A 23,335-nucleotide genomic window follows, 5' to 3' on the forward strand; every position below is an offset into this window, starting at 1 on the left:
CCTCGCAGGGCACCCACCCCCTTTTCATCGCTCCCGGCCGGCCGCAGCACCAAAATGCTCAACTCCAGCCCAAATTCCCGCCGGCACCAGCCCGCCCATCAAAACGCTACTGACCCACACACCTAGTCAGCGTCGGCTTGGGATTTAGCAAAGAATTCCGCGCCGAACGCGCAGCCGAGGCGCTTCACTCATGCGTCACGCACACGGTTGTTGCCCTCCGGGACTGGGCTGCATGCCAAATCGACGTCGTGGGTTTGGTTCCCGGCGACGTTGTACGGCTGGTTTTGGGAGCCATCATCCCGGCGGACATCCGGCTGCTCACCAGTGAGGAGATGTTGTGTGATGAAGGTATTCTCACGGGAGAGTCGCTGCCTGCGGACAAAACCACTGCGTCCATCGTCGGAGATGCGGCACTGGCGGACCTTGCCTGCTGCCTGTTCATGGGAACAGTGGTCCAGAGCGGAAGCTGCACCGGAGTTGTCGTCGCCACCGGCGGCCGGGCCGAGTTTGGCAGAATTGCACTGGGTCTGGGGGAGCCCCAGCCGCAAACCGAATTCCAATTGGGCCTGAAGCGCTTCTCCTTCCTGCTGCAGCAAGTGGCCGTCCGCCTGACAACGCTCATCTTCCTTGCAAACCTGCTGCTGGGCCGCCCGCTGCTGGAGTCCTTGCTGTTCTCCCTGGCCATCGCCGTCGGCATCACCCCGCAGCTGCTGCCCGCCGTCGTCAGCACCTGCCTGGCGTCGGGAACCAGGGCGCTGGCCAAACGGAAGGTGTTGCTCAAGAGGCTTGTCTGCATCGAGGATCTGGGTGATATGGACGCGCTTGTCACGTATAAAACCGGCGCCTTGACAGAGGGGCGCATCAGCTTCACGACAGCACTGCCCGTCCTGCCTGAGGTCACCGAGGCGGAACTTTTCACCCTTGGACTTGTATCCACGGAAGCTGACTACACACACGGCACTGTATCCACCGTGGGCCAGAACCCCCTTGATGCCGCCCTCTGGGAATCCGCGCAGGCCATCAACTTTGATTCCAGCAGTCAACAGCGGATCGGCATCATCCTCCTTTGACCACAAGCGCCGGATGACAAGCGTTCTGGTGGTGGATGCAGCCGGAGCCCAACGGATTGTCACCAAGGGCTCGCCCGAGGATGTCATGGAGCTGTGCACCCATATCCCGGCGCAGGCGCAGGCACAGTTGGATGAACAGTACGACGCCGGAGCACGGGTCATCGCCGTCGCCACCCGCACCGTCGTGGGCATGTCCGCGATCAAGCCAGCTGATGAGAACGGCCTGAACTTGGCTGGCTTCCTCATCTTCCTGGACAAACCCAAGGCCAACGCCAAGGACTCTCTGGTGGACCTGGCTTCCCTGGGCATCGCCGTCAAAATTGCCACAGGCGACAATGCCAGGGTTGCAGAAAAAGTGTGCAGGGACCTGGGTCTGGTGTCCGGCGGGACGCTGACGGGCGTGCAAGTTCAGGCGTTGACGGATCCGGAACTGGCCACGGCCGTCCGGGACACAACTATTTTCGCCCGGGTCTCGCCCGAACAGAAGGCGCGGATCATCCGCATGTTGCGCCTTGAGAGCCGTGCCGTCGCCTTTCTAGGTGACGGCGTCAACGACGCCTTGGCGCTGCACCACGCGGACGTTGGCATTTCCGTGGACAGTGCCACCGACGTGGCCAAGGATGCGGCCGACATTGTGTTGATGGACAAGGACCTTGGTGTCCTGGCCGAAGGGGTGCGAGAAGGACGCCGAATCTTCGCCAACACCATCAAATATGTCCTGATGGGAACTTCGAGCAACTTCGACAAACATGTTCAGCGCTGCAACCGCCTCCGTTGTGCTCAGCTTCTTACCCATGCTTCCTGGCCAGATTCTGCTGAACAACCTCCTCTACGACACCGGCCAACTTGCTATTCCCGGGGACAAGGTGGATGAGGAGCAGTTGCTGGCCCCGTCTCATTGGGACATAGCGTTCATCCGCTGGTTCATGTTCTTATTCGGCCCGATCAGTTCACTTTTTGACTTTGCCACGTTCGGCCTCATGCTGTTCGTCTTTACGGCGGCACCGGGGGAGTTCCGGGCCGGCTGGTTCATCGAGTCCATCGCCACCCAAACCCTGATCTTCTTTGCCATTAGGAGCCGGCGCGTACCGTTTCTGTGCAGCCGCCCCTCCGCCGGGCTGCTCTGGGCTTCCCTGGGTGTTGTGGTACTGGGCATCTATTTGCCGCTGTCACCCGTGGGCGCAATCTTGGGCTTTGATCCGCTGCCGCTGCCTTTCTTCTTGGCCTTGTTGGCGATGACGGCGGTGTATTTGGTGCTGGTGGAATTTGCCAAGAGCTGGTTCTTTTCACGCCCAGCCCAAGGACAACCGGTGGCGCACGGCCGCGGACGAGCGCACCACATTCATCGTCGTTCGGCAAGATTTAGTGTGGCCGCCCCGCTCAACTCGCCCTGACAGCTGTTCAAGGTCGCCCAGCGTCTGCACGGCACTGGGTTATTGCGGCTGGTTGCCTGCGGAATCCGAGCCGTTGTCAGAGCCAGGGAATCGAGAAACTTCACCTTCGCCCAGTGCCCCGTCGGCGCCGCCCCGTCCATGCCAAATAGGTGCTCAAAGCACCCACGGCGCCAACAGCGCCGGCAAGGAGCGGCTTCCCCCACTTCGTCAGCCGCTCGTCGTCCGCCGTTGCTACATCCCCAATGCCGCGGATGAAAGCGGCGGCAACCATGCCCGCAACCAGTCGGTTTCCTATCTGTTCGACACGAGCCACCAATGGGTCCAATTCGGAGGCACGCAGGTGCACTTCAACACCGTCATCCATGCGTCCAGCCAACCGTTCCAATTTTTCGGGCAGATCCATGCCGAGTTCAGCCACCGTCAGTCCCAGCCGCGAGAATGCCTTGGCGAGCTTGCGAGGTTCAAAGCGCTCCATGGCCATGTGCGTGGCATAGGGTTTCAGGACGTTCCCGAGGCTGAACGCCGGGTTCAGGCGGGCACCCATTCCCTCGGTCATGAGCAGCATCTTGGCAAGCAGGGCCATCTCACGTGGCAGCTGAAGCCGGTGGTCGCGCAGAATTGCCAACAACTGTCCGACCAACGGTCCGATTTCCAGCTCGCCCAGTTTTTTGTCCTGATACATCTGGACAAATACGGCTGCGTCGTGGCGAAGCGCAGCACGGTCTGCAGTCGGCGGAGCCGTGGAAAGGTTCAGCAGCGCACTGCTGATCCGGTCGGGGCTGTTAGCAGTGAGTGCCTGCAGTAGTTTGGCCAACTGCTCACGCAGTGGCGCACGCACTTCCCCGACCATGCCAAAATCAATCAGGCCGATGGTGCCGGACGCCTCGACAAACAAATTGCCGGGGTGCGGGTCCGCGTGAAAGAAGCCGTCTTCAAAGATCATCTTGGCAGCGGCCCGGGCCGCCCGGTCGGCAAGCACATGCGTGTCAATCCCTGCCTCAACCAGCCCTTCGACGTCGTCGACCTTAATGCCGCGGATCCTCTCGATGGTGAGCACTCGGGAACTTGTCGTCTCCCAAAAGATCCTGGGAATGTGGATGCCCGGGTCGTCAGCGAAATTCGCCGCAAACCGCTCCGCATTGCGGCCCTCCTGCAGGTAGTCAAGTTCAGCGCGCAGGGTGGCCGCGAAATCGGCGGCAATTCCGCTGAAATTGAAGTCGGCCGCCGCCGGCCACGTACGGTTCGCGTAGGTGGCAAGGTTCTGTAAAATCTCCAGGTCCTCGTTGATCCTTGCTACAACACCGGGACGGCGAACCTTGACAACCACTTCAGTGCCGTCGAAGAGTGTCGCCGTATGGGCCTGGCCGATCGATGCGCTGGCCAAGGGTGCGTCGTCGAACGTGGCGAACAGTTGTTCCGGTGCCGCGCCCAATTCCTGCAAGATGACTGCGCGGACAGCGTCCACTGCCACCGGGGGTGCGCCATCTTGAAGTTTGGAGAGCTCGGTGAGGTAACCCGGGGGCAGCAGATCCGGGCGGGTGGAGAGCATCTGACCGAGCTTGATGAATACGGGGCCGAGCTCTTCCAACGCAAGCCTGATGCGGTGGGGGTTCGTGATTTGGGTTTTTGAGCCCACGGCCTGTGTCACCCGCCAACGGTCCGCCCCGGTTGCTGCCACGAGGGATCCGAGTCCGTGGCGGCCCAAAATCTCTGCGACCTGGGCCAATCGCTCAAGATGGGTGTTCACGCCCGTGGCTCCTCATCATCGGTGCCACCGTGGCAATTCGTGTTGTCTGCAGGTCGTGTCATACCCCTCAGTATGGGCAGTGGGGCGGGAAGTTGCCAATGGCGCCACACGGTAAAACAATCTTGTCGCAGGTGCGTCACACGGGCGTAGAATGAACCGTATCGACGGTATTTTGTACGCGAACAGTCATGATCGCGACCCCGTCGATTCAGATGAAGTGGCCGGTTTCCGGCTTCTTCAACCATTGACAGCCGGACGCAGCCGGCCCCCAGCTGACCTGGACCCGCCAGCAAACTTAACACTTTGCGGCTTCGTCCCTGCGGAATTGAGCCCAATTCCCAAGGACTTGCCATGACTGTCATTGTGGCCATCATTGTGGTGGTCGTGATTCTGGCGCTGTTTGCGCTCAAACTATCGATCCGTGTCGTCACCCAGTACGAGATGGGGGTGTTGTTCCGGCTCGGCAGGGTGACCGGCACCCGTTCCCCGGGGTTGACGTGGATCGCCCCGATCGTCGACCGGATGCCCAAGGTCAGCTTGCGGATCATCACCATGCCGATCCAGTCGCAGGGCATCATCACCCGTGACTATGTCAGCGTGGACTGGGGCGTGGAGGTCACCTTGGTGGAACTCAAGGACATCCAGCTACCGGACAGCATGAAGCGCGCAATGGCACGCCAAGCCGAGGCCGAGCGTGAGAAGCGAGCCAAGATCATCAACGCCGAGGGTGAGTCGCTGGCCGCAGCCGCGCTGGGTGACGCTTCCGACACCATGATGGCCCACCCGCTTGCGTTGCAGTTGCGGAACCTGCAGTCCCTGATCGAAATCGGAGTCGACAAGAACACGACAGTTGTCTTCCCGGCACCGCTGATGAGCACGATCGGTGAGCTCGGAGCCTTCCTGGCCCGTGAGACGGCGTCCGCCGCCCGGATGGCCCCACAGAACCCCCCACCGGCGGCACCACCCGTTGCCGACCTCGTCTCGAGCGTTTCGAACGGTGCCGGGCGGCCAGCTGGCAGCCCGGCCGTACATACTCAAAAATGACAAGGGATCAAGCCATGACCAACAACATCGATGTCGAAGAGTCTGCCACGGCCCCGGTGTGGGGGGCACCGTTGAGTGAGGAACTGCTGCACCGCATGGATGCCTATTGGAGGGCGGCAAACTACCTGTCGGTCGGGCAGCTCTATCTCTATGACAATCCGCTGCTCAAGCGCCCGCTGGCGCTCTCGGATGTGAAACCGCTGGTGGTGGGGCATTGGGGCACCACACCGGGACAGAACTTCATCTATGTGCATTTGAACCGGGCGATCGTGAAGTACGGGTTGGATATGTTCTACGTTTCCGGGCCCGGGCATGGCGGACCGGCATTGGTGGCCAACACCTACCTGGAGGGCAGCTATTCGGAGATCTACCCGGATGTCAGCCAAGACGAGGCCGGCATGAAGAAACTGTTCAAGCAATTCTCGTTCCCGGGAGGCATTTCGAGCCACGTGGCACCGACCACTCCGGGCTCGATCCATGAGGGAGGTGAGCTGGGCTACTCGCTCAGCCATGCGTTCGGGGCCGTGTTCGATAATCCCGATCTGGTGGTCGCGTGCGTGGTGGGCGACGGCGAGGCCGAGACAGGGCCGTTGGCAACTTCGTGGCAGTCCACGAAGTTCCTCAACCCTGCCAGCGACGGGGCAGTCCTTCCGATCCTGCACCTGAACGGGTACAAAATCAGCAACCCCACCGTGCTGGCCCGCATAGAGCACGAGGAACTTGATCAGTTTCTGCGTGGCTGCGGGTGGGACCCGCGCTACGTTGAAGGCAGCGATCCGGAGCAGATGCACCAGCAGATGGCCGGTGTAATGGATTCGGCCATTGAGGACATCCACACCGTCCAGTCCGATGCGCGCGTTGGCGGCAGCACCACCAGGCCGCGGTGGCCGATGATCGTTTTGCGTTCCCCCAAGGGGTGGACCGGGCCCAAGGTGGTTGACGGGTTGAAGGTGGAGGGCACGTTCCGCTCGCACCAGGTTCCGCTGCTGGTGGACGAGGGCCACGCCGGCCACGTCAGCCAGTTGGAGGCGTGGATGCGCAGCTACAAGCCCGAGGAACTCTTCGATGCGGACGGCCGGCTGCTGCCCGAACTGGAGGCGCTGGCGCCGTCGGGGGAGCGGCGGATGGGTTCCAATCCGCACACCAATGGTGGGTTGGTGCTGCGCGACCTGCGGATGCCAGACTTCCGCACTCACGCCGTTGTGGTGGCCGCGCCCGGAGCCGTCGAGGCCAAGGACACGCTTGTGCTGGCGGAGTTCCTGCGCGATGTGGTCCAGTTCAATAGAGAACGACGCAACTTTCGGATCTTCGGACCGGATGAGACATTGTCCAACCAGCTCGGGGCAGTGTTCGAGGTCACCAGCCGCCAATGGGACGCCCGCACGATCGAGGACGATGAGTTTTTGGCCCCGTCCGGTTTGGTGCTGGACTCGATGCTCTCCGAGCACCAGTGCCAAGGGTGGTTGGAGGGCTATCTGCTGACGGGCCGCCACGGCCTGTTCAACTGCTATGAGGCCTTCATCCACATTGTTGACTCAATGTTCAACCAGCATGCCAAGTGGCTGAAAATCACGAAGGCGCTGCCGTGGCGCCGCGACATCGCCTCGCTGAACTACCTGCTGGCCTCCCATGTGTGGCAGCAGGACCACAACGGTTTCACGCACCAGGATCCCGGCTTCCTTGACCATGTGGTGAATAAGAAGGCAGACATTGTCCGGGTGTACCTCCCGCCGGATGCGAACTGCCTGCTCACTGTCGCCGACCATTGCCTGCGCAGCCGCCACTACGTCAACGTCATCGTTGCTGGCAAACGCGACATGCCCCAATGGCTTTCCATGGACGACGCCGAGATCCATTGCACCAAGGGCATTGGGATTTGGGAGTGGGCCGGCAACGACCGCGGCGCCGAGCCCGACGTCGTCCTTGCCTGCTGCGGTGACACGCCCACTCTCGAGGTGCTGGCGGCAGTGTCGATTCTGCGTGAGCACCTGCCCGAGCTGAAAGTCCGGGTAGTTAACGTCGTGGACTTGATGAAGCTCCAATCAGCCAGTGAGCACCCGCACGGGCTCTCCGATGCGGACTACGACTCGTTGTTCACCCGCGACAAGCACATCGTGTTTGCCTTCCATGGATATCCGAGCCTCATCCACCGCCTCACCTACCGGCGGACGAACCACAATCTGCACGTGCGCGGCTACATAGAAGAGGGCACCATCACCACACCCTTTGACATGCGCGTGCAAAACCGGCTCGACCGCTTCCACCTTGTCCAGGACGTCGTCGACAGGCTGCCCCAGCTCGGTGCCACCGGGGACTACCTCAAGCAGGAGATGGCGAACAAGCTCATCGAACACAACCTCTACATCAATCAACACGGTGCGGACCTCCCGGAGATCCGCACCTGGACCTGGAACCCCACCGGAGCAGGCTGTGGACACTGAGACACCGGCGGTCGCCAACCCGGGGAAACCCTCCTCCGGGACCAGTTCCACGCCCGCTGACATCCTGAAGACGCTGCCGATGGCGGAAGTGGAGCGCCAGCTGGGAACGTCGCCGGAGGGGCTGGACCAGGCAGAAGCTGCGAAGCGGCTGATCCAGTACGGTCCAAACGAGATCGCCGAGCACCACCAGAACGCGCTGCTGAAGTTCTTGTCCTACTTCTGGGGGCCGATCCCCTGGATGATCGAGGCAGCCGTCATCCTGTCTGCTGTGGTGGGGCACTGGCCGGACTTCTTCATCATCCTGGTGCTGCTGCTGGCCAACGCTCTGGTGGGTTGGAGCGAGGAACGCCAGGCCGGCAATGCCATCGAGGCCTTGCGCGCGAAGCTGGCAGTCACGGCGCGTGTCCGGCGCGACGGAACGTGGCTCACCCCTGCAGCCCGGGACTTGGTGCCAGGAGATGTCATCAGGCTAAGGCTGGGCGACATCGTTCCCGCTGATGCCCGCCTTTTGGACGGCGATGAGATCGAAGTTGACCAATCGGCGCTGACCGGCGAGTCGCTGCCTCTCACCTGTGCGCCCGGTGATCCAGTGTATTCCGGCTCGATCGTCCGCCGCGGCGAGATTGACGGGTTGGTCTACGCCACGGGCGCCAACACCTACTTCGGCAAAACTGCCGAGCTGGTGGAGGGTGCGCATACCGTGAGCCACTTCCAAAAGGCCGTACTGAAAATCGGCAACTACCTCATCGTTCTCGCCGCGGCGTTCGTCGCCGTGATAGTCGTTGTTTCGCTGTTGCGGCATGATCCTCTGCTGACCACGCTGCAGTTCGCCCTTGTGCTCACGATCGCAGCGATTCCTGTCGCCATGCCCACGGTGCTGTCGGTGACCATGGCCGTTGGCGCGAGGATACTTGCTGCGAAACAGGCTGTCGTCTCCAGACTTGTGGCGATTGAGGAACTCGCCGGCGTCGATGTTCTCTGCTCCGACAAGACAGGCACGCTGACCCAAAACTCACTGACGCTGGGGGATCCGTTCTGCACCGCCGGGGTCACCGCTGGCGAGGTGATCATCGCAGGTGCGCTGGCCTCACGCGCGGACAACGACGACCCCATAGACCTGGCCATTCTAGGCGGGCTCAGCGAGCCGGACGCGTTGCACGGATACACCGTCACGGGCTACCAGCCCTTCGACCCGGTCAGCAAGCGCACTGAAGCGACCGTCACCGCCAACGGCGTGGGCACCGGAACGGGAAACGGCACGAGCACCGGAACCGGGCAGGCCACATTCAAGGTCAGCAAGGGTGCGCCACAAGTGATGCTGGCACTGGCCGTGGACACCTCCGCAGTGAAATCCGCCGCTGACACAGCAGTCAACGACTTCGCCGTCCGCGGGTATCGGTCCCTGGGCGTGGCCCGCACTGGCCCCACGGGTGACTGGCACTTCCTGGGCGTCCTGCCGCTGTTCGACCCTCCGCGCGAAGACGCTGCGGCCACCATTGCCACCGCCCGTGAGATGGGCGTGGAAGTGAAGATGGTGACGGGAGACGCCTTGGCCATCGCGAAGGAAACCGCCGTCAAAGTCGGTTTGGGTGCAAACATCCTCGACGCCGCAGGCCTGGGGGAGGTGCAGAAGACTGAAAGTGCGGCAACTGCCGAGTCCATTGAAAGAGCCGACGGTTTCGCCCAAGTCTTCCCGGAACACAAATACCATATTGTCGACGTCCTGCAGCAGCACGGCCACATCGTTGGCATGACAGGCGACGGGGTCAACGACGCCCCGGCCCTGAAGAAGGCGGACTGCGGCATTGCGGTGTCCGGGGCCACCGACGCTGCCCGTGCAGCCGCAGCAATTGTGCTGCTCACTCCGGGCCTGTCGGTGATCATCGATGCGATCAAGATCAGCCGCAGGATCTTCCAACGGATGAACTCCTACGCGATGTACCGCATTGCCGAGACGCTGCGCGTGCTACTGTTTGTCACCCTCACCATCCTCGTCTTCAACTTCTACCCCGTCACCGCGATCATGATCGTGATGCTCGCACTGCTCAACGACGGCGCGATCCTCTCGATCGCCTACGACAACGTCCGCTACCGCAGCAAGCCCGAAGCGTGGAACATGCGTCTGGTGCTTGGGATAGCTACAGTACTGGGCGTCCTTGGGCCGATCGCCGCCTTTGGCCTGTTTTTCCTTGGCGACAGGGTCTTCGGACTCGGCCATCCCCAGCTGCAAACCATGATGTATCTGATGCTCTCTGTGGCCGGGCATTTGACCATCTTCCTGACCCGAACCCGCGGTCCGTTCTGGTCCATCCGCCCCGCGCGCATTCTGCTGCTCGCCGTTCTCGGCACCCAGGTACTGGCGACTCTCATCGCCGTCTACGGCCTGTTCATGACCCCGCTGGGTTGGGGATGGGCGGGGTTCGTCTGGGGATACGCCATCATCTGGGCGTTGGTCAGCGACCGCGTCAAGCTGATCGCGTACAAGTTCCTGGACCCTGCCCCGCAACCCAAGCCACAACTTCAGCCGCAGCCGCTGCCGAAACCACAGCCATGACGGTGACGGTGACAGCGGTCATCCCATGTGGTGTCGGTCTCATGTACTACGATGGTAGGCCCGGAAGAGGGTCCCGACCGGGCGAGCCGGCTCAACAGTTCCAATCAAACTAAGGAAGATCAAAATGAAGGCTCTCGTTTATCATGGTCCGAACAAAAAGTCCTGGGAAGAAGTTCCGGATCCCCAGATTCAGCAGCCCACCGATGTGATTGTCAAAATCGAAACGACCACCATTTGTGGCACCGACCTGCACATTCTGAAGGGTGACGTCCCGGCGGTGACCGAGGGGCGGATCCTGGGTCATGAGGGGGTGGGGACCATCACCGAGGTGGGTTCGGCCGTCTCGACCCTTGCCGTGGGCGATCGGGTGATCCTGTCGTGCGTTTCCGCCTGTGGCAGGTGCAGCTACTGTAAGCAGGGTCTATTTTCCCATTGCCTGGGGGATGAGGGGGCATCGGGGATCGGTTGGATCTTCGGACACCTGATTGACGGCACCCAAGCCGAATTCGTACGCGTTCCCTACGCGGAGACTTCAGTGTACAAGATGCCCGACGGCGTCACCGCCCAAGAGGGTACCCTCCTGTCTGACATCCTCCCCACGGGCCACGAGATCGGGGTGCAGTACGGGGCGGTCAAGGCCGGCGATGTCGTCGCCGTCGTCGGTGTGGGACCTGTGGGGCTGGCCGCGGTTGTCACGGCACAGCTCTATGGCCCGTCGCGCGTCATCGCGATTGATGTTGACGCCAACCGGTTGGAACAAGCCAAGACCTTTGGTGCCACTGACGGAGTGTTGTCAACGGATGCAGACTGGAAGGATCAGGTCCTTGCCTTGACCGACGGGCTCGGGGTGGACGTTGCCATCGAGGCTGTAGGTATTCCGCAGACCTTCGACATGACCTTGGAGATGGTGCGTCCCGGCGGGCACGTGGCCAACGTCGGAGTGCACGGCAAGGGAGTGAACCTGCCCTTGGACACGCTCTGGATTTCCAACATCACGCTGACCATGGGCTTGGTTAACACCAACACAACCGCGATTCTGCTCAAGCTGGTTGCGCAAAAGAAGTTGAAGGTCGACAAGTTCGTCAGCCACACCTTCGACCTTCATGACATCGAGGAAGCTTATGACACGTTCTCCCGAGCTGCGGAAACCAAGGCCCTGAAGGTGATGCTCAACGCCTAACCACCAAAGGGTATTGAAGCCCGCCCGTCAACGTGACCGGAAGCTTAGGCACCCTCGGAGTTATGAAAGGGCAAGCTCGGATTGCGGCCGGGGTGCCCCGGCCGCAATCCATGACGCAATGACGGCCAGGGCAATTTCGGCGGAGCGCTCGGCAGCGTCGTCCACGTGGTCAAGGAAGTCCGCTTCCGCTGCTGGCCCGCACAAATCCGAGATTCCACGGATGGCAAGGAATGGAGCTTTGAACGCGTGGCAGGTCTGGGCAATTGCGGAGGATTCCATGTCCGTCGCCAGAACTTCGTCGAATTGGCCCTTGATGACCACGGCGCGTTCGTTTCCAACGAATGCGTAACTGGAAACGATGAGTCCGTGGTGCACGGTATTCACAATCCGGTGTCCGGAACCTCCGACGTCGCTGGCGTCCACCATGACAGGTGGCACCGGGTAGGAGGCCGGCATGCCCGGGACCTGCCCAAGTTCGTAGCCAAAGGCGCGCGCATCGGCGTCGGCATTGATGTTGTCCGTTCCAATCACCACATCGCCCACCCGGACGGAATCACCCAGCCCGCCGGCACTGCCCGCGCTGATGACCAAGGGAGGGAGGGCGTCTTTGTCATCCATGTTCGCCCGCAGCAGCGCCGAGGTGGCTGCCCCCGCAGCGTTGACCAGGCCGATCCCGCCTTGGACGAAGAGTACTGTGCAGCCGTTGATGTCGCCTGTGCGGTGAACGGCGTTTCCGATGTCACGCGGTTCGCTGAGCGATGTTGCATGCTGCAGAAACGGGACAATCTCTTCTTCCATTGCCGCAATGACAATAACCTCAACCGGGCTCATGCGGAGACCTTTTCCCACTCGGAGCGCTGCTGCAGGAAATCCCGTGCAGCTTGCTTGGCGGCGTCCAGGGAGTGGTTTTCGCCCCAGCCGCATTGCACCTCGTTGGCTGCCGGGACTTCGGTGGCGTCCAAGACGTCGGTGAGCGTGGCCTCAATGAGTTCCAGCACGCCGGGCACGTCAGGCTCGCCCTGCAGAATCAGGTAGTACCCGGTTTGGCAGCCCATGGGGGAGAAATCAATGACAGCTTCTGAATGGTTGCGCGAGCATTCGGCAAAGAGGTGCTCCAGCGAGTGGATGGCCTTCATCTCCAGGTGGGCAACGTTCGGCTGTGTGAACCGCACGTCATACTTGGTAATGACATCTCCGTGCGGAAGTTCCTTACGGTCTGCAACCCGAACATAGGGCGCTGCCACCGTGCGGTGGTCAAGGTTGAAGGACTCTACGTTCATGCGTGCAGTATTCATGATTGCGCTTTCATGCGGGTGTGTCGAAGCAGGGCGTGCTCGTGGCCATTTCTTTGCCTCAACCATCTTAGCTGGCGAGTGCCAAAACCACCGAGTTGGGCCGCCGCGCCCCGTGCTGCCCATGTGCCAGCATCGTTACACACGTCATGGCCGAAGAGCTGTCAGGGGGCGGTGATGAGGCCTTCTTCCTTCATCCATTCGAAGGCGACCTCGGCAGGTTCCTGCCCATCGACGTCGACCTTCAAGTTCAACTTCTGCTGCTGCGCATTGGTCAACTTGTCGGAGATCTGCTCGAAGATGGCCGCCAGCTGCGGGTACTTCGCAAGGACTTCGGTCCTGAATACCGGAGCCACGTTGTAGGCCGGGAAGAACATCTTGTCATCTTCCAACACGTCCAGATTGAGGGAAAGGATTCGTCCGTCAGTAGTGAAGACTTCCCCAAAATTGCAGACTCCGCGTGAGGTTGCTTCGTAGACGGTGCCGGTGTCCAGGATCTTGACGTTGCCTTCAGGCACGCCGTCCGCGGCACCCAATGTGAGGCCGTACGTTCTGAGCATGGGCTTGAAACCATCAGGGCGGGAATTGAATTCCGACTCCACACAGAACGTCCGCTCAGCCACGGGAAGGTCCTTGATCTGTGAGAGTTTGGTGATGCCACCGAGTTCCTGGACGGCATCGGCACGCACAGCAAGCGCATAGGTGTTGTTCAGTGCTGCCGGCGTCAACCAGGTAAGGCCGTTTGCCTTGTCCTCATCCCGTACCGCAATGAATTGCTTTTCAGGATCCGGGATTCCTTCCTTATGGCCTAGATAGGTGAGCCAAGCCGTCCCGGTGTAGTCCCACACCACGTCCGCCCCACCATTGAGCATGAGCTCACGCACTGCCACGCTGCCTGGAACATTGGACTTGTCAGTGACGTTGAAACCGGCAGCCTTGGTGGCGAGAACAGCCATCTTGCCGAGGATGAGTGCTTCGGTGTAATTTTTGGAGGTGACCGTGATGGAGGCGTCTGCGGGAAGGCCGTCTATGGCTTGGATGGAACCGGGCGCAACAGCCGGGACGAACGCCGTCGCCGGTTGAAGCCCGCACCCCGCCAGAACCAGCACACAGGCCAAGGCTGCGCAAAGCAGTGCCAGCCTTTGGACACCGTGTGTTTTGGAGCGTTCGAGGCGTTTCATCGGAGCCCCTTCGGACTTGCATAGTATTCAACGACGCGGCCGATCCAATCGATAAGCAGGGCGAGTAACGCGACCAGCAATGCACCGGAAATCAGCACGCTGGGAAGGAACAAGTTCACGCCGGTGGTGATCAACAGCCCGAGCCCGCCGGCACCGATGAATGTTGCCAAAGTTGCCGAGCCGACGACGAGCACAAGCGCCGTGCGGATCCCCGAGAGCATCACGGGCACTGCCAAGGGCAATTCGACACGCATTAACACGGCTAGGGAACTCATGCCCATGCCGCGGGCAGACTCCACCAACCGGGCGTCCACCGCCTGTATGCCCACCATGGTGTTTCGCAGCACCGGCAAGGCCGCGTAGACGACGAGGGCGACTACGGCAGCCCAAAAACCGAAGCCAAGCCAGAACGCGAGTAAAACAACCAATCCGATGGCTGGGGCTGCCTGCCCAAAATTCGCGATCGCCAAGACCACGCCGCTGATCCGAACCAACGGACGCCGTGTCAACAACACGCCCAAGGGAATGGCACCCACCAGCACAATGGCCGAGGAGACAAATGTCAGCGCAAGGTGTTGGCCGGTGTAGGCCATCAGATCACCGGGATTAAGTGTTGCCCGTTCAGTAGGGGACAGGTTCGCCACGCTCAGCCACACAATGTAGGCGGCCAGAATGAGCAGTACGGCGATGGGCTGGATGAGCATGCCTTTCCACGCCGCCGTCGGCTTGGAAGTAATCGGACGGAGAACGTCGCTCATTCCGTGCCGCCCTGCACCCCGATGGAGCCGGTGTTGGTGCCGACAGGGGAATCGCCGTTGGCTAGGGATGACGCCTTGCGTGAACGAGTGATGGCCTCCATGACGACTTCGACGGTAATGACGCCTACAAATGCCTTCCGGCGGCCGGTGACGAGCGCGGCCCCGGCGCTTGAGACCAGCATGGTGTCGAGCGCATCGCTCAAGGTGGAGCCTTCGATGACTGCGGGCAGATTGTGATCTTGCGTCGCCGGGATGACATCAAGACGGGACAGCTGGCGCCGGGACAACCAGCTGAGTGGCCGTTTATGCGCATCGAGGATGACGGCGTGACCGTGCCCGGCTTCCTTGATGCGGGAGAGCACGTCTGCGGCCTTCTCCCCAGGGGACCCTGTGATGGCCGGGGCCAGTTCAACATCCCGGACACGGTTTAGCGTGAGTTGTTTGAGTCCAGCACCGGCACCGATGAAATCTTCCACGAAGGAGTTCGCGGGGGCGTTGAGGATCCTCTCCGGGGTGTCGTACTGGACAATGTGGGCACCTTCGGAGAAGATCACGATCCAGTCGCCCAGCTTCACGGCTTCGTCAAAGTCGTGGGTGACGAAGACGATGGTCTTTTGCACCTCTTCCTGGATTCTTATCAACTCATCCTGCAGCCGCTGGCGTGTAATCGGGTCAACTGCACCGAACGGTTCGTCCATGAGCAGCACGGGGGGATCGGCGGCCAGCGCACGGGCAACGCCAACCCGCTGCTGTTGGCCTCCAGAGAGTTCCCGTGGAAAGCGGTCCCTGTACTGATCCGGCTCCAGCGAGACCAGCTCGAGCAACTCATCGACCCGGGTTTGGATCCGGTCTTTAGACCAGCCGAGCATCTTTGGCACGATCGCGATGTTGGCGGCGACGCTCATGTGCGGAAACAGTCCGCCTGCCTGTATGACGTAACCCATCCGCCGCCGCAATTGGTCCCCGTCAATGTTCGTGACGTCTTCGTCACCGAGCATGATGCGGCCCTCGGTGGGCTCGATCAACCGGTTGATCATTTTCAATGTGGTCGTTTTGCCGCAGCCGGAGGGGCCGACGAGCATCACCATTTTGCCAGCCGGAATTTCGAGCGTAATTCCGTCGACAGCAGGCTTGCTTTGTCCCGGATAACGCTTGGTGACCTGATCGAGCAGGATGCGGCTCGAGGCGGGAATCTCACTCGGTGGGCTACTATTTTCCGACACGGATACCTCGCGAAATGGTTAGGCGGCCGAGGCCGACGAGAAGAAGATCCAGGATCAAAGCGAGGATGACGACGCCGACAACCCCGACCCACACGCTTTCGATCGCGTTGGCGCCGCCGAGACGCGACAGGCCGGAGAAAATGAAACCGCCCAGCCCGGGCCCCAGTGCGTATGCAGTCACGGCGGCAACTCCCATGACCATTTGCGCTGAAATGCGCACTCCCGTCAGAATGATGGGCCATGCCAGTGGAAATTCGATGGTGAGCAAGGTGCGCATGCGCCCCATGCCGATGCCGCGGGCCGACTCCACGATGGCACGGTCGATTCCCTGAAGTCCCACGACTGCGTTGCGCAGGATGGGGAGGATTGCAAAGAATGTCACGACAATTACTGACGGGGTGACGCCGAACCCGAACGGGACGATGAGGATGCCGATCAAGGCGAACGAGGGGATTGTCAGTCCGACGGCGGAAACCCCGTTGGCAACGGAACTGAGCTTGGGGCTGCCATACACAACAAAAGCGATCAGCAACGCGATGAGCGTGGCTAGGATGAGGGATTGCGCCACCAGTGAGAAGTGCTGCCAAGAGCCAAACCAGACCTGCGGCCATCGGTCAACGACGAAGTTCCACCACATCGTGCTGCCCTTCCCGTTGAGTGTCTGCAACGGTAGCCCTCTTGGGACAGCCCCGCAAGGGGTCGGCAATCACGTGCCAGGGTCAGGCGTTTCCGATCCAACGGCTCAGGCGGGACGCGCCGAACTCGTCTTTTTCCGCGGAGATTGCCTCCGTCGCCGTCTCAAAACTGCCGAAGGGGGGCTTGCCTCCAGCAAAGGTAACGTCGACCCGCGCTACGCTGCCACTGCCGAATTCGACATAGCAAATTCCATTGCCGTCATAGTTGAGCGAGCCGTCGGTGGAGGTGATACGCGCGGCGATGAGGTCGGCGACAACCACTGCCTGGCCTTCGGAGAACACTCCCGCCTTGCTGTTCCCACACTGGTGACATCTCCAATGGCAAAGACATCGGAGTACGTGGTTTCAAGAGTCAGGGCGTTCACGGGGATCCAGCCGTCCACAGCCATTCCGGATGCTGCCACGACCGGCGGCACCACATGTTTAGGCACCCCAAGGAACAGGTCAAACGCCATCGTCGAGTCATCGGCAAACACGAGTTCCTTCTTCTCCGGGTCCAGGCGCGAGATGGTTCGGTGCGGGTGCCATTCAATGCCGCGCTCTGCGAAGGCAGCGATCAGGGCATCGGAAGCGGCCGGAACCGGTGGGACAGGAGTGGGTAGCGGCATGACCAAGGCAATCTCGGAACGCTCCCGCAGCCCGCGGGCACGCAGATACTCATGGAGCAGCAATGCTGTCTCGCTGGGCGCTGGCGGACATTTGAACGGTGTGGATGCAACACCGACAACCACCCGGCCGCCGTCGAATCTGTCAAGGACTTCCCGCACAGCGAAGGCACCGGAGTTTGTGTAGTATTCATGGCCGGCTTCGAGCAGCCCGGGAGTTGCCGCCGGATCGAGGTCCGCTCCAAGTGCGACGACGAGATAGTCGCCTGTGTAGGTGCCTGCGTCAGTGACCACCTGTTTCGTGTCCGGGTCAAGGGACAGGATTGTGGCGCGCACAAAATCAACGCCGGGTTTGCACAGCCGACTGTAGGGGTGGCTGACTTCCTCAGCTGTTTCCTTCCCGAACATGACGTCGAGCTTGGAGAACCCGAACACGAAGTGCTCGTTTTGGTCGATGAGGGTTATCTCGATGTCATCACCGAAGCGTTCGGCGAGACTCGCCGTCAGTTCCAGCCCGCCGAAGCCAGCTCCCAATACAAGCACATGTGCGCACATGCGGCTGCCCCTTCGTTGTTCGTCTATTCCGGGCTGCTCTGGGTGGCATCGGACTGCGCCGTCCACCATTCAGCAGGCTGGGCGACCTTGAATCTGCGGCCGGTGATCTCCGTGGGCACGATGCGAACGAAGGTGTCCTTGCGTCCCCGCTGCCAAGGGAACAAAGAGAGCGCGAAGCTGTCCAGAACATCGCCGGTTGATTCCAGCGCAGCTGCGGAGCCTTTCACCACGACGCTCCAGGCGACCCCGGTGTCCGCATCCACGCCGTCGGCCTCAAAGGCGACGGGGGCAGGGCCCATGGCGCCTTTGAGTTTGCTGCCGGGTGCCGTGCGGAACACAATGGTTCCGTGGTCGACGGTGAAGTTGACAGGGAAGATCTCCGGGTGGTCCTCCAGCCATACGGCGAGCCGGCCGACCGAGACTCCCCGGAGCAGGCCCCAGCATTCGTGGGACGGCAAGACTTCAGTCGCTGACTTTGCTGGTGTGTCATTCATGTCTTTGAGCCTAGTAGCTTTGCACCAGTTCGGGTAGGGCGTTCCGACCCTACCCAAACGGCCTAAATCTTCACCTTTTGAACCGTTGGGTGATCTTCTGGCTATAGTGGCAGTTAGTGACACGGGGTGCCCTCGAAAGGGCTGAGAGAAGACCCGTAGAACCTGATCTAGTTAGTACTAGCGAAGGGATGTCAAGCGACTTGTTTCCAGGACTGCTACCTCGGTGGAGTGCTGGTCCACGCGTCATCTCTTGGCCTTCAAAAGGTGGAGAATATTGTGAAAATTACTGATCAAATTGTTTTGGTGACCGGCGGCGCGCGTGGATTGGGTGCCGCCGTGGTGAATGCCTTCCTAGAAGAAGGCGCAAGAGTTGTCATCAACTACCGCAACAGTGCAGGTGCGGCCGGGGAAATTGCGGCCACGGCCGGGCCTGAACGGGCAGTGGCCTTGCAAGCTGATGTCACTGACCCGGAACAAGTCCAAGGATTGCTGGCGGCGGCGCACCAACACTTTGGTGCGCCGGTAACCACGGTGGTCAATAACGCCCTGGCTGACTTTTCCTTCAACGGGGACGGCCGCAGCAAACCGGGGGAGTTGGACTGGGCCGAATTTGATGCGCAGTTCTCCGGTAGTGTCCGCGGGGCGTTGAACTCGATCCAACTTGCCCTACCGGGAATGCGCAGCGCCGGATTTGGCCGAGTGGTGAACATTGGTACGAGCCTGTTTCAAAACCCGGTTGTCCCTTACCACGACTACACGGCTTCCAAGGCAGCTTTGCTGGCGTTGACCAGGACACTGGCGGTGGACTTGGGCCCGGAGAACATCACGGTGAACATGGTCTCCGGCGGGCTGTTGCGCACTACCGATGCCAGCGCAGCCACGCCGCCTGAGGTTTTCGACTACATCGCGGCCAACACACCGCTGCGCAGGGTCACCTCACCGGAGGAACTTGCCGATTCGGTGCTCTTCTTCGCTTCTCCATGGGCACGCTGTGTCACCGGTCAGAATCTGGTGGTCGACGGCGGCCTGGTGATGAACTAGTGGCACCGCAGGATCGCTCTCGAAAGTTACATTTCAACGCGTTCATTCACGGCTTTGGCCACCACAACGCGGCTTGGCGGCAGGCTGCGACCAACCCACGCGAACGTTTGGGCGTGGACTACTACCAGCAGTTGGCCCAGGTCGCTGAACGGGGACTTTTTGATGCAGTGTTCCTGGCCGACGGCCACGCCGTAGGCGATGTGGAGAATGGGCCGTTGTGGAATCTGGAACCACTGACACTGCTGTCTGCCAAGGCCGGGCACACGGACAAGATCGGCCTAATCTGCACCATTTCCGCTTCCTTTTACCAGCCTTTCCCCACAGCCCGCATGCTCGCATCCCTGGACCACATCAGTGGTGGCCGGGTGGGCTGGAACGTTGTCACGTCCATGTTTGACGCGGAGGCCAAGAACTACGGGATGCCTGCACTGCCCCCGCATCAGCAACGCTACGAACGGGCTGAAGAGTTCATTGCCGTGGCCCACGGGTTGTGGGATTCATGAGATGGCGACGCGGTTCTTGCAGATCCGGGCGGCAAATATGCCAACCCCGAGAAGATCCGCCCGATCATGCACGAAGGCGAATATTTTCGCGTTGACGGGCGGCTAAACGTGCCTCGCTCGCCACAAGGGCGTCCCGTTTTGTTTCAAGCGGGCGCGTCGGCTCCTGGCCGTGATCTGGCAGCCAAATATGCTGAAGGGATCTACGCTGTGGCGTACGACCTCCCCAGCGCGCAGGAATATTACGGTGACGTGAAGGCGCGGATTGGCCGGGCGGGCCGGAACCCTGAGCAAGTCCTCATCATGCCGGGACTGGTCACGTATATAGGGAGCACCAAGAAGGCAGCCGCAGCCGCACAAGCGGCCGCTGACGGCTACCTTCCCGTGGAAAACTCGCTGGCCCAACTGGGGCGTTTCATCCAAAGAGACTGCAGTGACTGGGAACTGGATCAGCCAGTGCCGGAGTTGGCTCCGGCATTGAGCTTCACCGGTCCGGCCGGAAGGTACGCCACCATCTTGCGGATAGTGGAAACTGAAAAGCCCACGGTTCGTCAGCTTTTGGGCCGGCTGGCCGCTGGCGGCGGCCATTGCACCATGGTGGGCACCCCCGAGGATGTAGCTGACGGGATAGAGCAGTGGTTTGTTCATGGCGGCGCCGACGGGTTCAACCTAATGCCCCCGGTTCTGCCCGGATCACTGGAGGAATTCGTTGACCGGGTTGTTCCCGTGCTTCAGCGACGTGGCTTGTTTAGAACACGCTATGAAGGCAGCATGCTGCGGGAGCATCTGCAGCCCGCTGCGTGAGGAGCGTCCGGCTGGAAATAACTAGAGACAGTAGTTATCGTGGAAAACGGAGTTGGTCAAAGAATGAATGACCGCATTGAATTGAGAGGAGCTCACATGGTTTCCAAGAAGTCTTCCAACGCTGAATATACAGTTCCCGGCCTGTCGCTCAAGGACGGGCACGCAGTGGCTGCCATCCTGCAGGGCCGTTTACATGCGTTGAACGATCTCCAGCTCACCTTGAAGCACGCACATTGGAATGTTGTGGGCCGTGACTTTATTGGGGTGCATGAAATGCTGGATCCCCAAATAGAATTGGTCCGCGCCATGATCGACAAAACCGCTGAGCGCATGGCTACTCTCGGTGTTTCACCGAATGGACTCCCCGGTGCACTCGTCAAGGAGCGCACGTGGGAGGACTACACGCCTGGTCGTGCCTCAACCAGCGTCCACCTGACAGCTTTGGACGACGTCTACGACGGCGTCGTTTCCAGTCACCGCGATGCCATTGCAGCCGTCGGTGAGATTGATCCGATTACCGAAGATATGCTGATTGACCAGACTGCCAAACTTGAGCTATTCCAATGGTTTATGCGTGCACACTTGGAAGATGGCGCAGGGAATCTACACCACGAAAACTCCGCGGCGGATAGTCCTTCTGCGGCAGCTGGCAAGTAGTAGGCTTTCGACGTACCGGGCGGTAGCCCAGTGTGCAATTTGAAATTCGATACAGTTTCATATTGAATAAATAGTGCAAATGTTGGATCACACTCAGGAGGAATCATGGGATTTATTGGATGGATTATCCTCGGCTTGATCGTCGGTGCCATTGTTAAGGCAATCATGCCTGGCCGCGTTGGCGGAGGCTGGATTACCAGTCTCATTCTTGGCGTCGTTGGTGCCGTTGTTGGCGGCTGGATCGGAGATCTCCTCTTCAACAAGGGAGAAATGACGTTCTGGAGCATCGGCTCCTGGCTGTTGGCCATTGTTGGCGGTCTGGTTGTCGCTGGCATCTACGGAGCTATCACCGGACGTTCCAAGTCCAACGCATAAGCTGCTGAGCTGCGGCGGTCCTTGCAGACACGCCAAACCTCACTACTTGCTGGGGCCGGAACCATTATGGTTCCGGCCCTCAGCTGTTAAGTGAGCTTTATCGGGTGCCACCCGTGCAGCTCCATCCGCGCATTTGTGATGAATGATGAGCGCTAACCGCCGTGGGAACGGCTGGGGTCGATTAAGGCCAGTCCTGTCGCATCGTCCATACGTTTGCGCAGGTGCGCTGGAGATTCGGTCAAGATGATCTCCATGGTCGGAAAGACGTGGAGTTTTTGCAAGTGACCGGCCACCGCAGAATAGTCTCGCCGTCCCAGCACAATGTGGGCGTGCAGTGCGGGCTTGCCATGGTCGTCTGCAATATCACCTAAGCAGGACGCCAACTCCATCTGTTCGTTGAATTCGGTGTCGAGATAGCTGCTGGTCTCCGGATCAAAGTATCCCAATGTGGCACTGCTTGCAGCCCCAATCGCGCTAAGACTTGCAGCATTGATGTCCTGCTCCGACGCAAACGCGGTGATCGCCGCATGCGCCTCTTCACCTTTGTCCAAGACCAGCAAAAAACTTCGAAGTCCGTGATGTTCGTGCAATAGTGTCCATTTCATGCGGGAGTCCGTTCTCCTCGTTGGTGGTGTCAGCAGTGCTATTTCAGCTGTGGCAGAACTGCAGGGGCGCTGGACTAAATCACTGGCGGAATTGGGGGCAGGAATGGATCCGGGTGGCTGGGGCTGTTGGGCTCTGGAATAGGCGGGAAGGGCCCGGACGGATCATGGGGTTCAGTGGGATCCACGGGTGAATCGGGATGCGGCGTTTCAGGGAACGGTTCCGGAACAAAGGGCTCCGGCTCAACGGGCTTGTGGTCATTCATCTCTATTGCCTCTCGTAGACGTCTCATGATCATGTGCCATTGGAACTGCGTTCGTGTCATCCGCAGTCGCAGATGTCCACTCAAGACCCATGTTAACGATCCCACGGTGGTGCGTCCATAATCTTGGGTGGCGTCGCGTGCAGAAGTGAATCGGGAAGCTGAACCAAGACTGCCCGTTCGGAGGATGGATATTCTCTCCAGCCCTCGCTAGAGTCACAAGAAGATACAACACTTTGCCCGACTCCAGCGCGGAGGTTAGATCATGTCTGAACACTTCACCACTCTTCAGGAAATCTTCCATTTCAAGCTCGGCTCCGCCTTGACCATGGAACATGATTCCTTGGACTTACTCGATGTTTTGGAGCATGCGGCCATGAGGAGTGAGCTCAAGGAACATTTCAATGAACATGCAGCGGAAACACGCCGACAAATTGAGAACCTGCACAACTGCTTCGTCCTGTTGAGTGAAGAACCGAAACGCGTGCCATCACCGACCACCAAAGGTCTCGTCAAGGAAGCCAGGTCCGCCATTGGCAAGACGGACGACATGCTCGTGGACGCCGTCGTGCTTGCAGCGGCGCTGGAGGCCGAGCACTATGAAACGGGCGTGTATGAATCGCTCCTCGTCCTCGCCAAGGCCAGCGGCGCAACCGGTATCGCGGAGTTGTTGAACCAGAACTTGGAACAGGAAAAGGCCGCTATCGAGCAAATCAAGGCGGCAGCTGACCGCATCGCCCGGATAGATGCCGAGGAACAAGAATCCAGGGTTGAGGAGTCTCACGCTGAAGACGGCGCAGGCGCCGTGCCCACGCCCGCAGTGAAGGTGCCGCGATTCATGCCACCTGGCACAATTTAGG

General features: G+C 60.4%; 21 protein-coding genes, 1 pseudogene and 1 riboswitch. Of the genes and pseudogenes, 12 read left to right on the forward strand and 10 right to left on the reverse strand.

Going from position 1 to position 23,335, the window contains the following annotated elements:
- The first annotated feature begins 137 nt into the window (after positions 1 to 137).
- Genes JMA46_RS17285 through JMA46_RS17295 form a run of 3 tightly spaced genes read left to right on the forward strand, consistent with a single transcriptional unit; the run spans position 138 to position 2,464 of the window.
- A complete protein-coding gene (locus JMA46_RS17285; protein WP_247647327.1) occupies positions 138 to 1,070 on the forward strand; it encodes a hypothetical protein in 933 nt (310 codons plus the stop codon).
- A 13-nt stretch (positions 1,071 to 1,083) separates the two neighbouring features.
- Positions 1,084 to 1,944 carry an HAD-IC family P-type ATPase gene (locus JMA46_RS17290; RefSeq protein ID WP_247647328.1) on the forward strand — a complete coding sequence of 287 codons (861 nt, stop codon included), beginning with the start codon at positions 1,084 to 1,086 and terminating at the stop codon, positions 1,942 to 1,944.
- Positions 1,865 to 2,464 (forward strand): cation transporting ATPase C-terminal domain-containing protein, encoded by a 600-nt coding sequence (locus tag JMA46_RS17295; RefSeq protein ID WP_247647329.1) that lies wholly within the window; start codon positions 1,865 to 1,867, stop codon positions 2,462 to 2,464. The genes JMA46_RS17290 and JMA46_RS17295 overlap by 80 nt, the downstream gene beginning before the upstream one ends.
- A gap of 100 nt (positions 2,465 to 2,564) precedes the next feature.
- Here the strand turns inward: JMA46_RS17295 and JMA46_RS14250 are convergent, their stop codons facing one another.
- Complete coding sequence (locus tag JMA46_RS14250; RefSeq protein WP_207346010.1) at positions 2,565 to 4,211, reverse strand: AarF/UbiB family protein; 1,647 nt, start codon at positions 4,209 to 4,211, stop codon at positions 2,565 to 2,567.
- A gap of 351 nt (positions 4,212 to 4,562) precedes the next feature.
- Here JMA46_RS14250 and JMA46_RS14255 point away from each other — a divergent pair, with 351 nt between their 5' ends.
- The 4 genes from JMA46_RS14255 (at position 4,563) to JMA46_RS14270 (ending at position 11,430) form a co-directional block, all read left to right on the forward strand.
- Positions 4,563 to 5,255, forward strand: coding sequence for an SPFH domain-containing protein (locus JMA46_RS14255; RefSeq protein ID WP_207346011.1), 693 nt, complete (start codon positions 4,563 to 4,565; stop codon positions 5,253 to 5,255).
- Between the two features lie 14 nt (positions 5,256 to 5,269).
- Positions 5,270 to 7,696 carry a phosphoketolase family protein gene (locus JMA46_RS14260; protein ID WP_207346012.1) on the forward strand — a complete coding sequence of 809 codons (2,427 nt, stop codon included), beginning with the start codon at positions 5,270 to 5,272 and terminating at the stop codon, positions 7,694 to 7,696.
- The gene (locus tag JMA46_RS14265) at positions 7,686 to 10,250 is read left to right on the forward strand and encodes a plasma-membrane proton-efflux P-type ATPase (protein ID WP_207346013.1); all 2,565 of its coding nucleotides are present in this window, start codon (positions 7,686 to 7,688) and stop codon (positions 10,248 to 10,250) included. The genes JMA46_RS14260 and JMA46_RS14265 overlap by 11 nt, the downstream gene beginning before the upstream one ends.
- Positions 10,251 to 10,374: 124 nt before the next feature.
- Positions 10,375 to 11,430 carry a zinc-dependent alcohol dehydrogenase family protein gene (locus JMA46_RS14270; protein WP_207346014.1) on the forward strand — a complete coding sequence of 352 codons (1,056 nt, stop codon included), beginning with the start codon at positions 10,375 to 10,377 and terminating at the stop codon, positions 11,428 to 11,430.
- Positions 11,431 to 11,490: 60 nt separating this feature from the next.
- On the opposite strand, the gene mtnN is transcribed toward JMA46_RS14270, so the two are convergent.
- The 8 genes from mtnN to JMA46_RS14310 form a co-directional block, all read right to left on the reverse strand.
- On the reverse strand, positions 11,491 to 12,261 hold the full coding sequence (mtnN, locus tag JMA46_RS14275) for a 5'-methylthioadenosine/S-adenosylhomocysteine nucleosidase (RefSeq protein ID WP_207346015.1): 771 nt from the start codon (positions 12,259 to 12,261) through the stop codon (positions 11,491 to 11,493).
- Positions 12,258 to 12,725 (reverse strand): S-ribosylhomocysteine lyase, encoded by a 468-nt coding sequence (locus JMA46_RS14280; RefSeq protein WP_207346016.1) that lies wholly within the window; start codon positions 12,723 to 12,725, stop codon positions 12,258 to 12,260. Before JMA46_RS14280 ends, mtnN begins: the two co-directional genes overlap by 4 nt.
- A 161-nt stretch (positions 12,726 to 12,886) precedes the next feature.
- A complete protein-coding gene (locus JMA46_RS14285; RefSeq protein WP_207346017.1) occupies positions 12,887 to 13,903 on the reverse strand; it encodes a glycine betaine ABC transporter substrate-binding protein in 1,017 nt (338 codons plus the stop codon).
- A complete protein-coding gene (locus tag JMA46_RS14290) occupies positions 13,900 to 14,661 on the reverse strand; it encodes an ABC transporter permease (protein WP_207346018.1) in 762 nt (253 codons plus the stop codon). The genes JMA46_RS14285 and JMA46_RS14290 overlap by 4 nt, the downstream gene beginning before the upstream one ends.
- Entirely contained in the window at positions 14,658 to 15,884 is a 1,227-nt protein-coding gene (locus JMA46_RS14295) for an ATP-binding cassette domain-containing protein (protein WP_207346019.1), read from the reverse strand. The genes JMA46_RS14290 and JMA46_RS14295 overlap by 4 nt, the downstream gene beginning before the upstream one ends.
- Positions 15,871 to 16,521: an ABC transporter permease gene (locus JMA46_RS14300; RefSeq protein WP_207346020.1), complete on the reverse strand. Its 651-nt coding sequence runs from the start codon at positions 16,519 to 16,521 to the stop codon at positions 15,871 to 15,873. The genes JMA46_RS14295 and JMA46_RS14300 overlap by 14 nt, the downstream gene beginning before the upstream one ends.
- Positions 16,522 to 16,734: 213 nt before the next feature.
- Entirely contained in the window at positions 16,735 to 17,739 is a 1,005-nt protein-coding gene (locus JMA46_RS14305; protein WP_207346021.1) for an FAD/NAD(P)-binding oxidoreductase, read from the reverse strand.
- 23 nt (positions 17,740 to 17,762) lie between these two features.
- Positions 17,763 to 18,233: a pyridoxamine 5'-phosphate oxidase family protein gene (locus tag JMA46_RS14310; protein WP_207346022.1), complete on the reverse strand. Its 471-nt coding sequence runs from the start codon at positions 18,231 to 18,233 to the stop codon at positions 17,763 to 17,765.
- Positions 18,234 to 18,345: 112 nt separating this feature from the next.
- Positions 18,346 to 18,439: riboswitch (TPP riboswitch) on the forward strand.
- Between the two features lie 70 nt (positions 18,440 to 18,509).
- Here JMA46_RS14310 and JMA46_RS14315 point away from each other — a divergent pair.
- The 4 genes and pseudogenes from JMA46_RS14315 (at position 18,510) to JMA46_RS14330 (ending at position 21,610) form a co-directional block, all read left to right on the forward strand.
- The gene (locus JMA46_RS14315; RefSeq protein WP_207346023.1) at positions 18,510 to 19,274 is read left to right on the forward strand and encodes a 3-oxoacyl-ACP reductase; all 765 of its coding nucleotides are present in this window, start codon (positions 18,510 to 18,512) and stop codon (positions 19,272 to 19,274) included.
- Positions 19,214 to 20,578: pseudogene (locus JMA46_RS14320) on the forward strand (LLM class flavin-dependent oxidoreductase). Before JMA46_RS14315 ends, JMA46_RS14320 begins: the two are co-directional and overlap by 61 nt.
- A gap of 96 nt (positions 20,579 to 20,674) precedes the next feature.
- On the forward strand, positions 20,675 to 21,235 hold the full coding sequence (locus JMA46_RS14325) for a DNA starvation/stationary phase protection protein (RefSeq protein WP_207346024.1): 561 nt from the start codon (positions 20,675 to 20,677) through the stop codon (positions 21,233 to 21,235).
- 105 nt (positions 21,236 to 21,340) lie between these two features.
- Positions 21,341 to 21,610 (forward strand): GlsB/YeaQ/YmgE family stress response membrane protein, encoded by a 270-nt coding sequence (locus tag JMA46_RS14330; protein WP_207346025.1) that lies wholly within the window; start codon positions 21,341 to 21,343, stop codon positions 21,608 to 21,610.
- A 152-nt stretch (positions 21,611 to 21,762) separates the two neighbouring features.
- On the opposite strand, the gene JMA46_RS14335 is transcribed toward JMA46_RS14330, so the two are convergent.
- Positions 21,763 to 22,215 (reverse strand): PPC domain-containing DNA-binding protein, encoded by a 453-nt coding sequence (locus tag JMA46_RS14335; protein ID WP_207346026.1) that lies wholly within the window; start codon positions 22,213 to 22,215, stop codon positions 21,763 to 21,765.
- Between the two features lie 525 nt (positions 22,216 to 22,740).
- On the opposite strand from JMA46_RS14335, the gene JMA46_RS14340 reads away from it, so the two are divergent.
- Positions 22,741 to 23,334 (forward strand): DUF892 family protein, encoded by a 594-nt coding sequence (locus JMA46_RS14340; RefSeq protein WP_207346027.1) that lies wholly within the window; start codon positions 22,741 to 22,743, stop codon positions 23,332 to 23,334.
- Position 23,335 lies beyond the last annotated feature (1 nt).

Origin of the sequence: Arthrobacter sp. E3 (assembly GCF_017353415.1) — a bacterium.
In the GTDB taxonomy this organism is placed as follows: Bacteria; Actinomycetota; Actinomycetes; order Actinomycetales; family Micrococcaceae; genus Specibacter.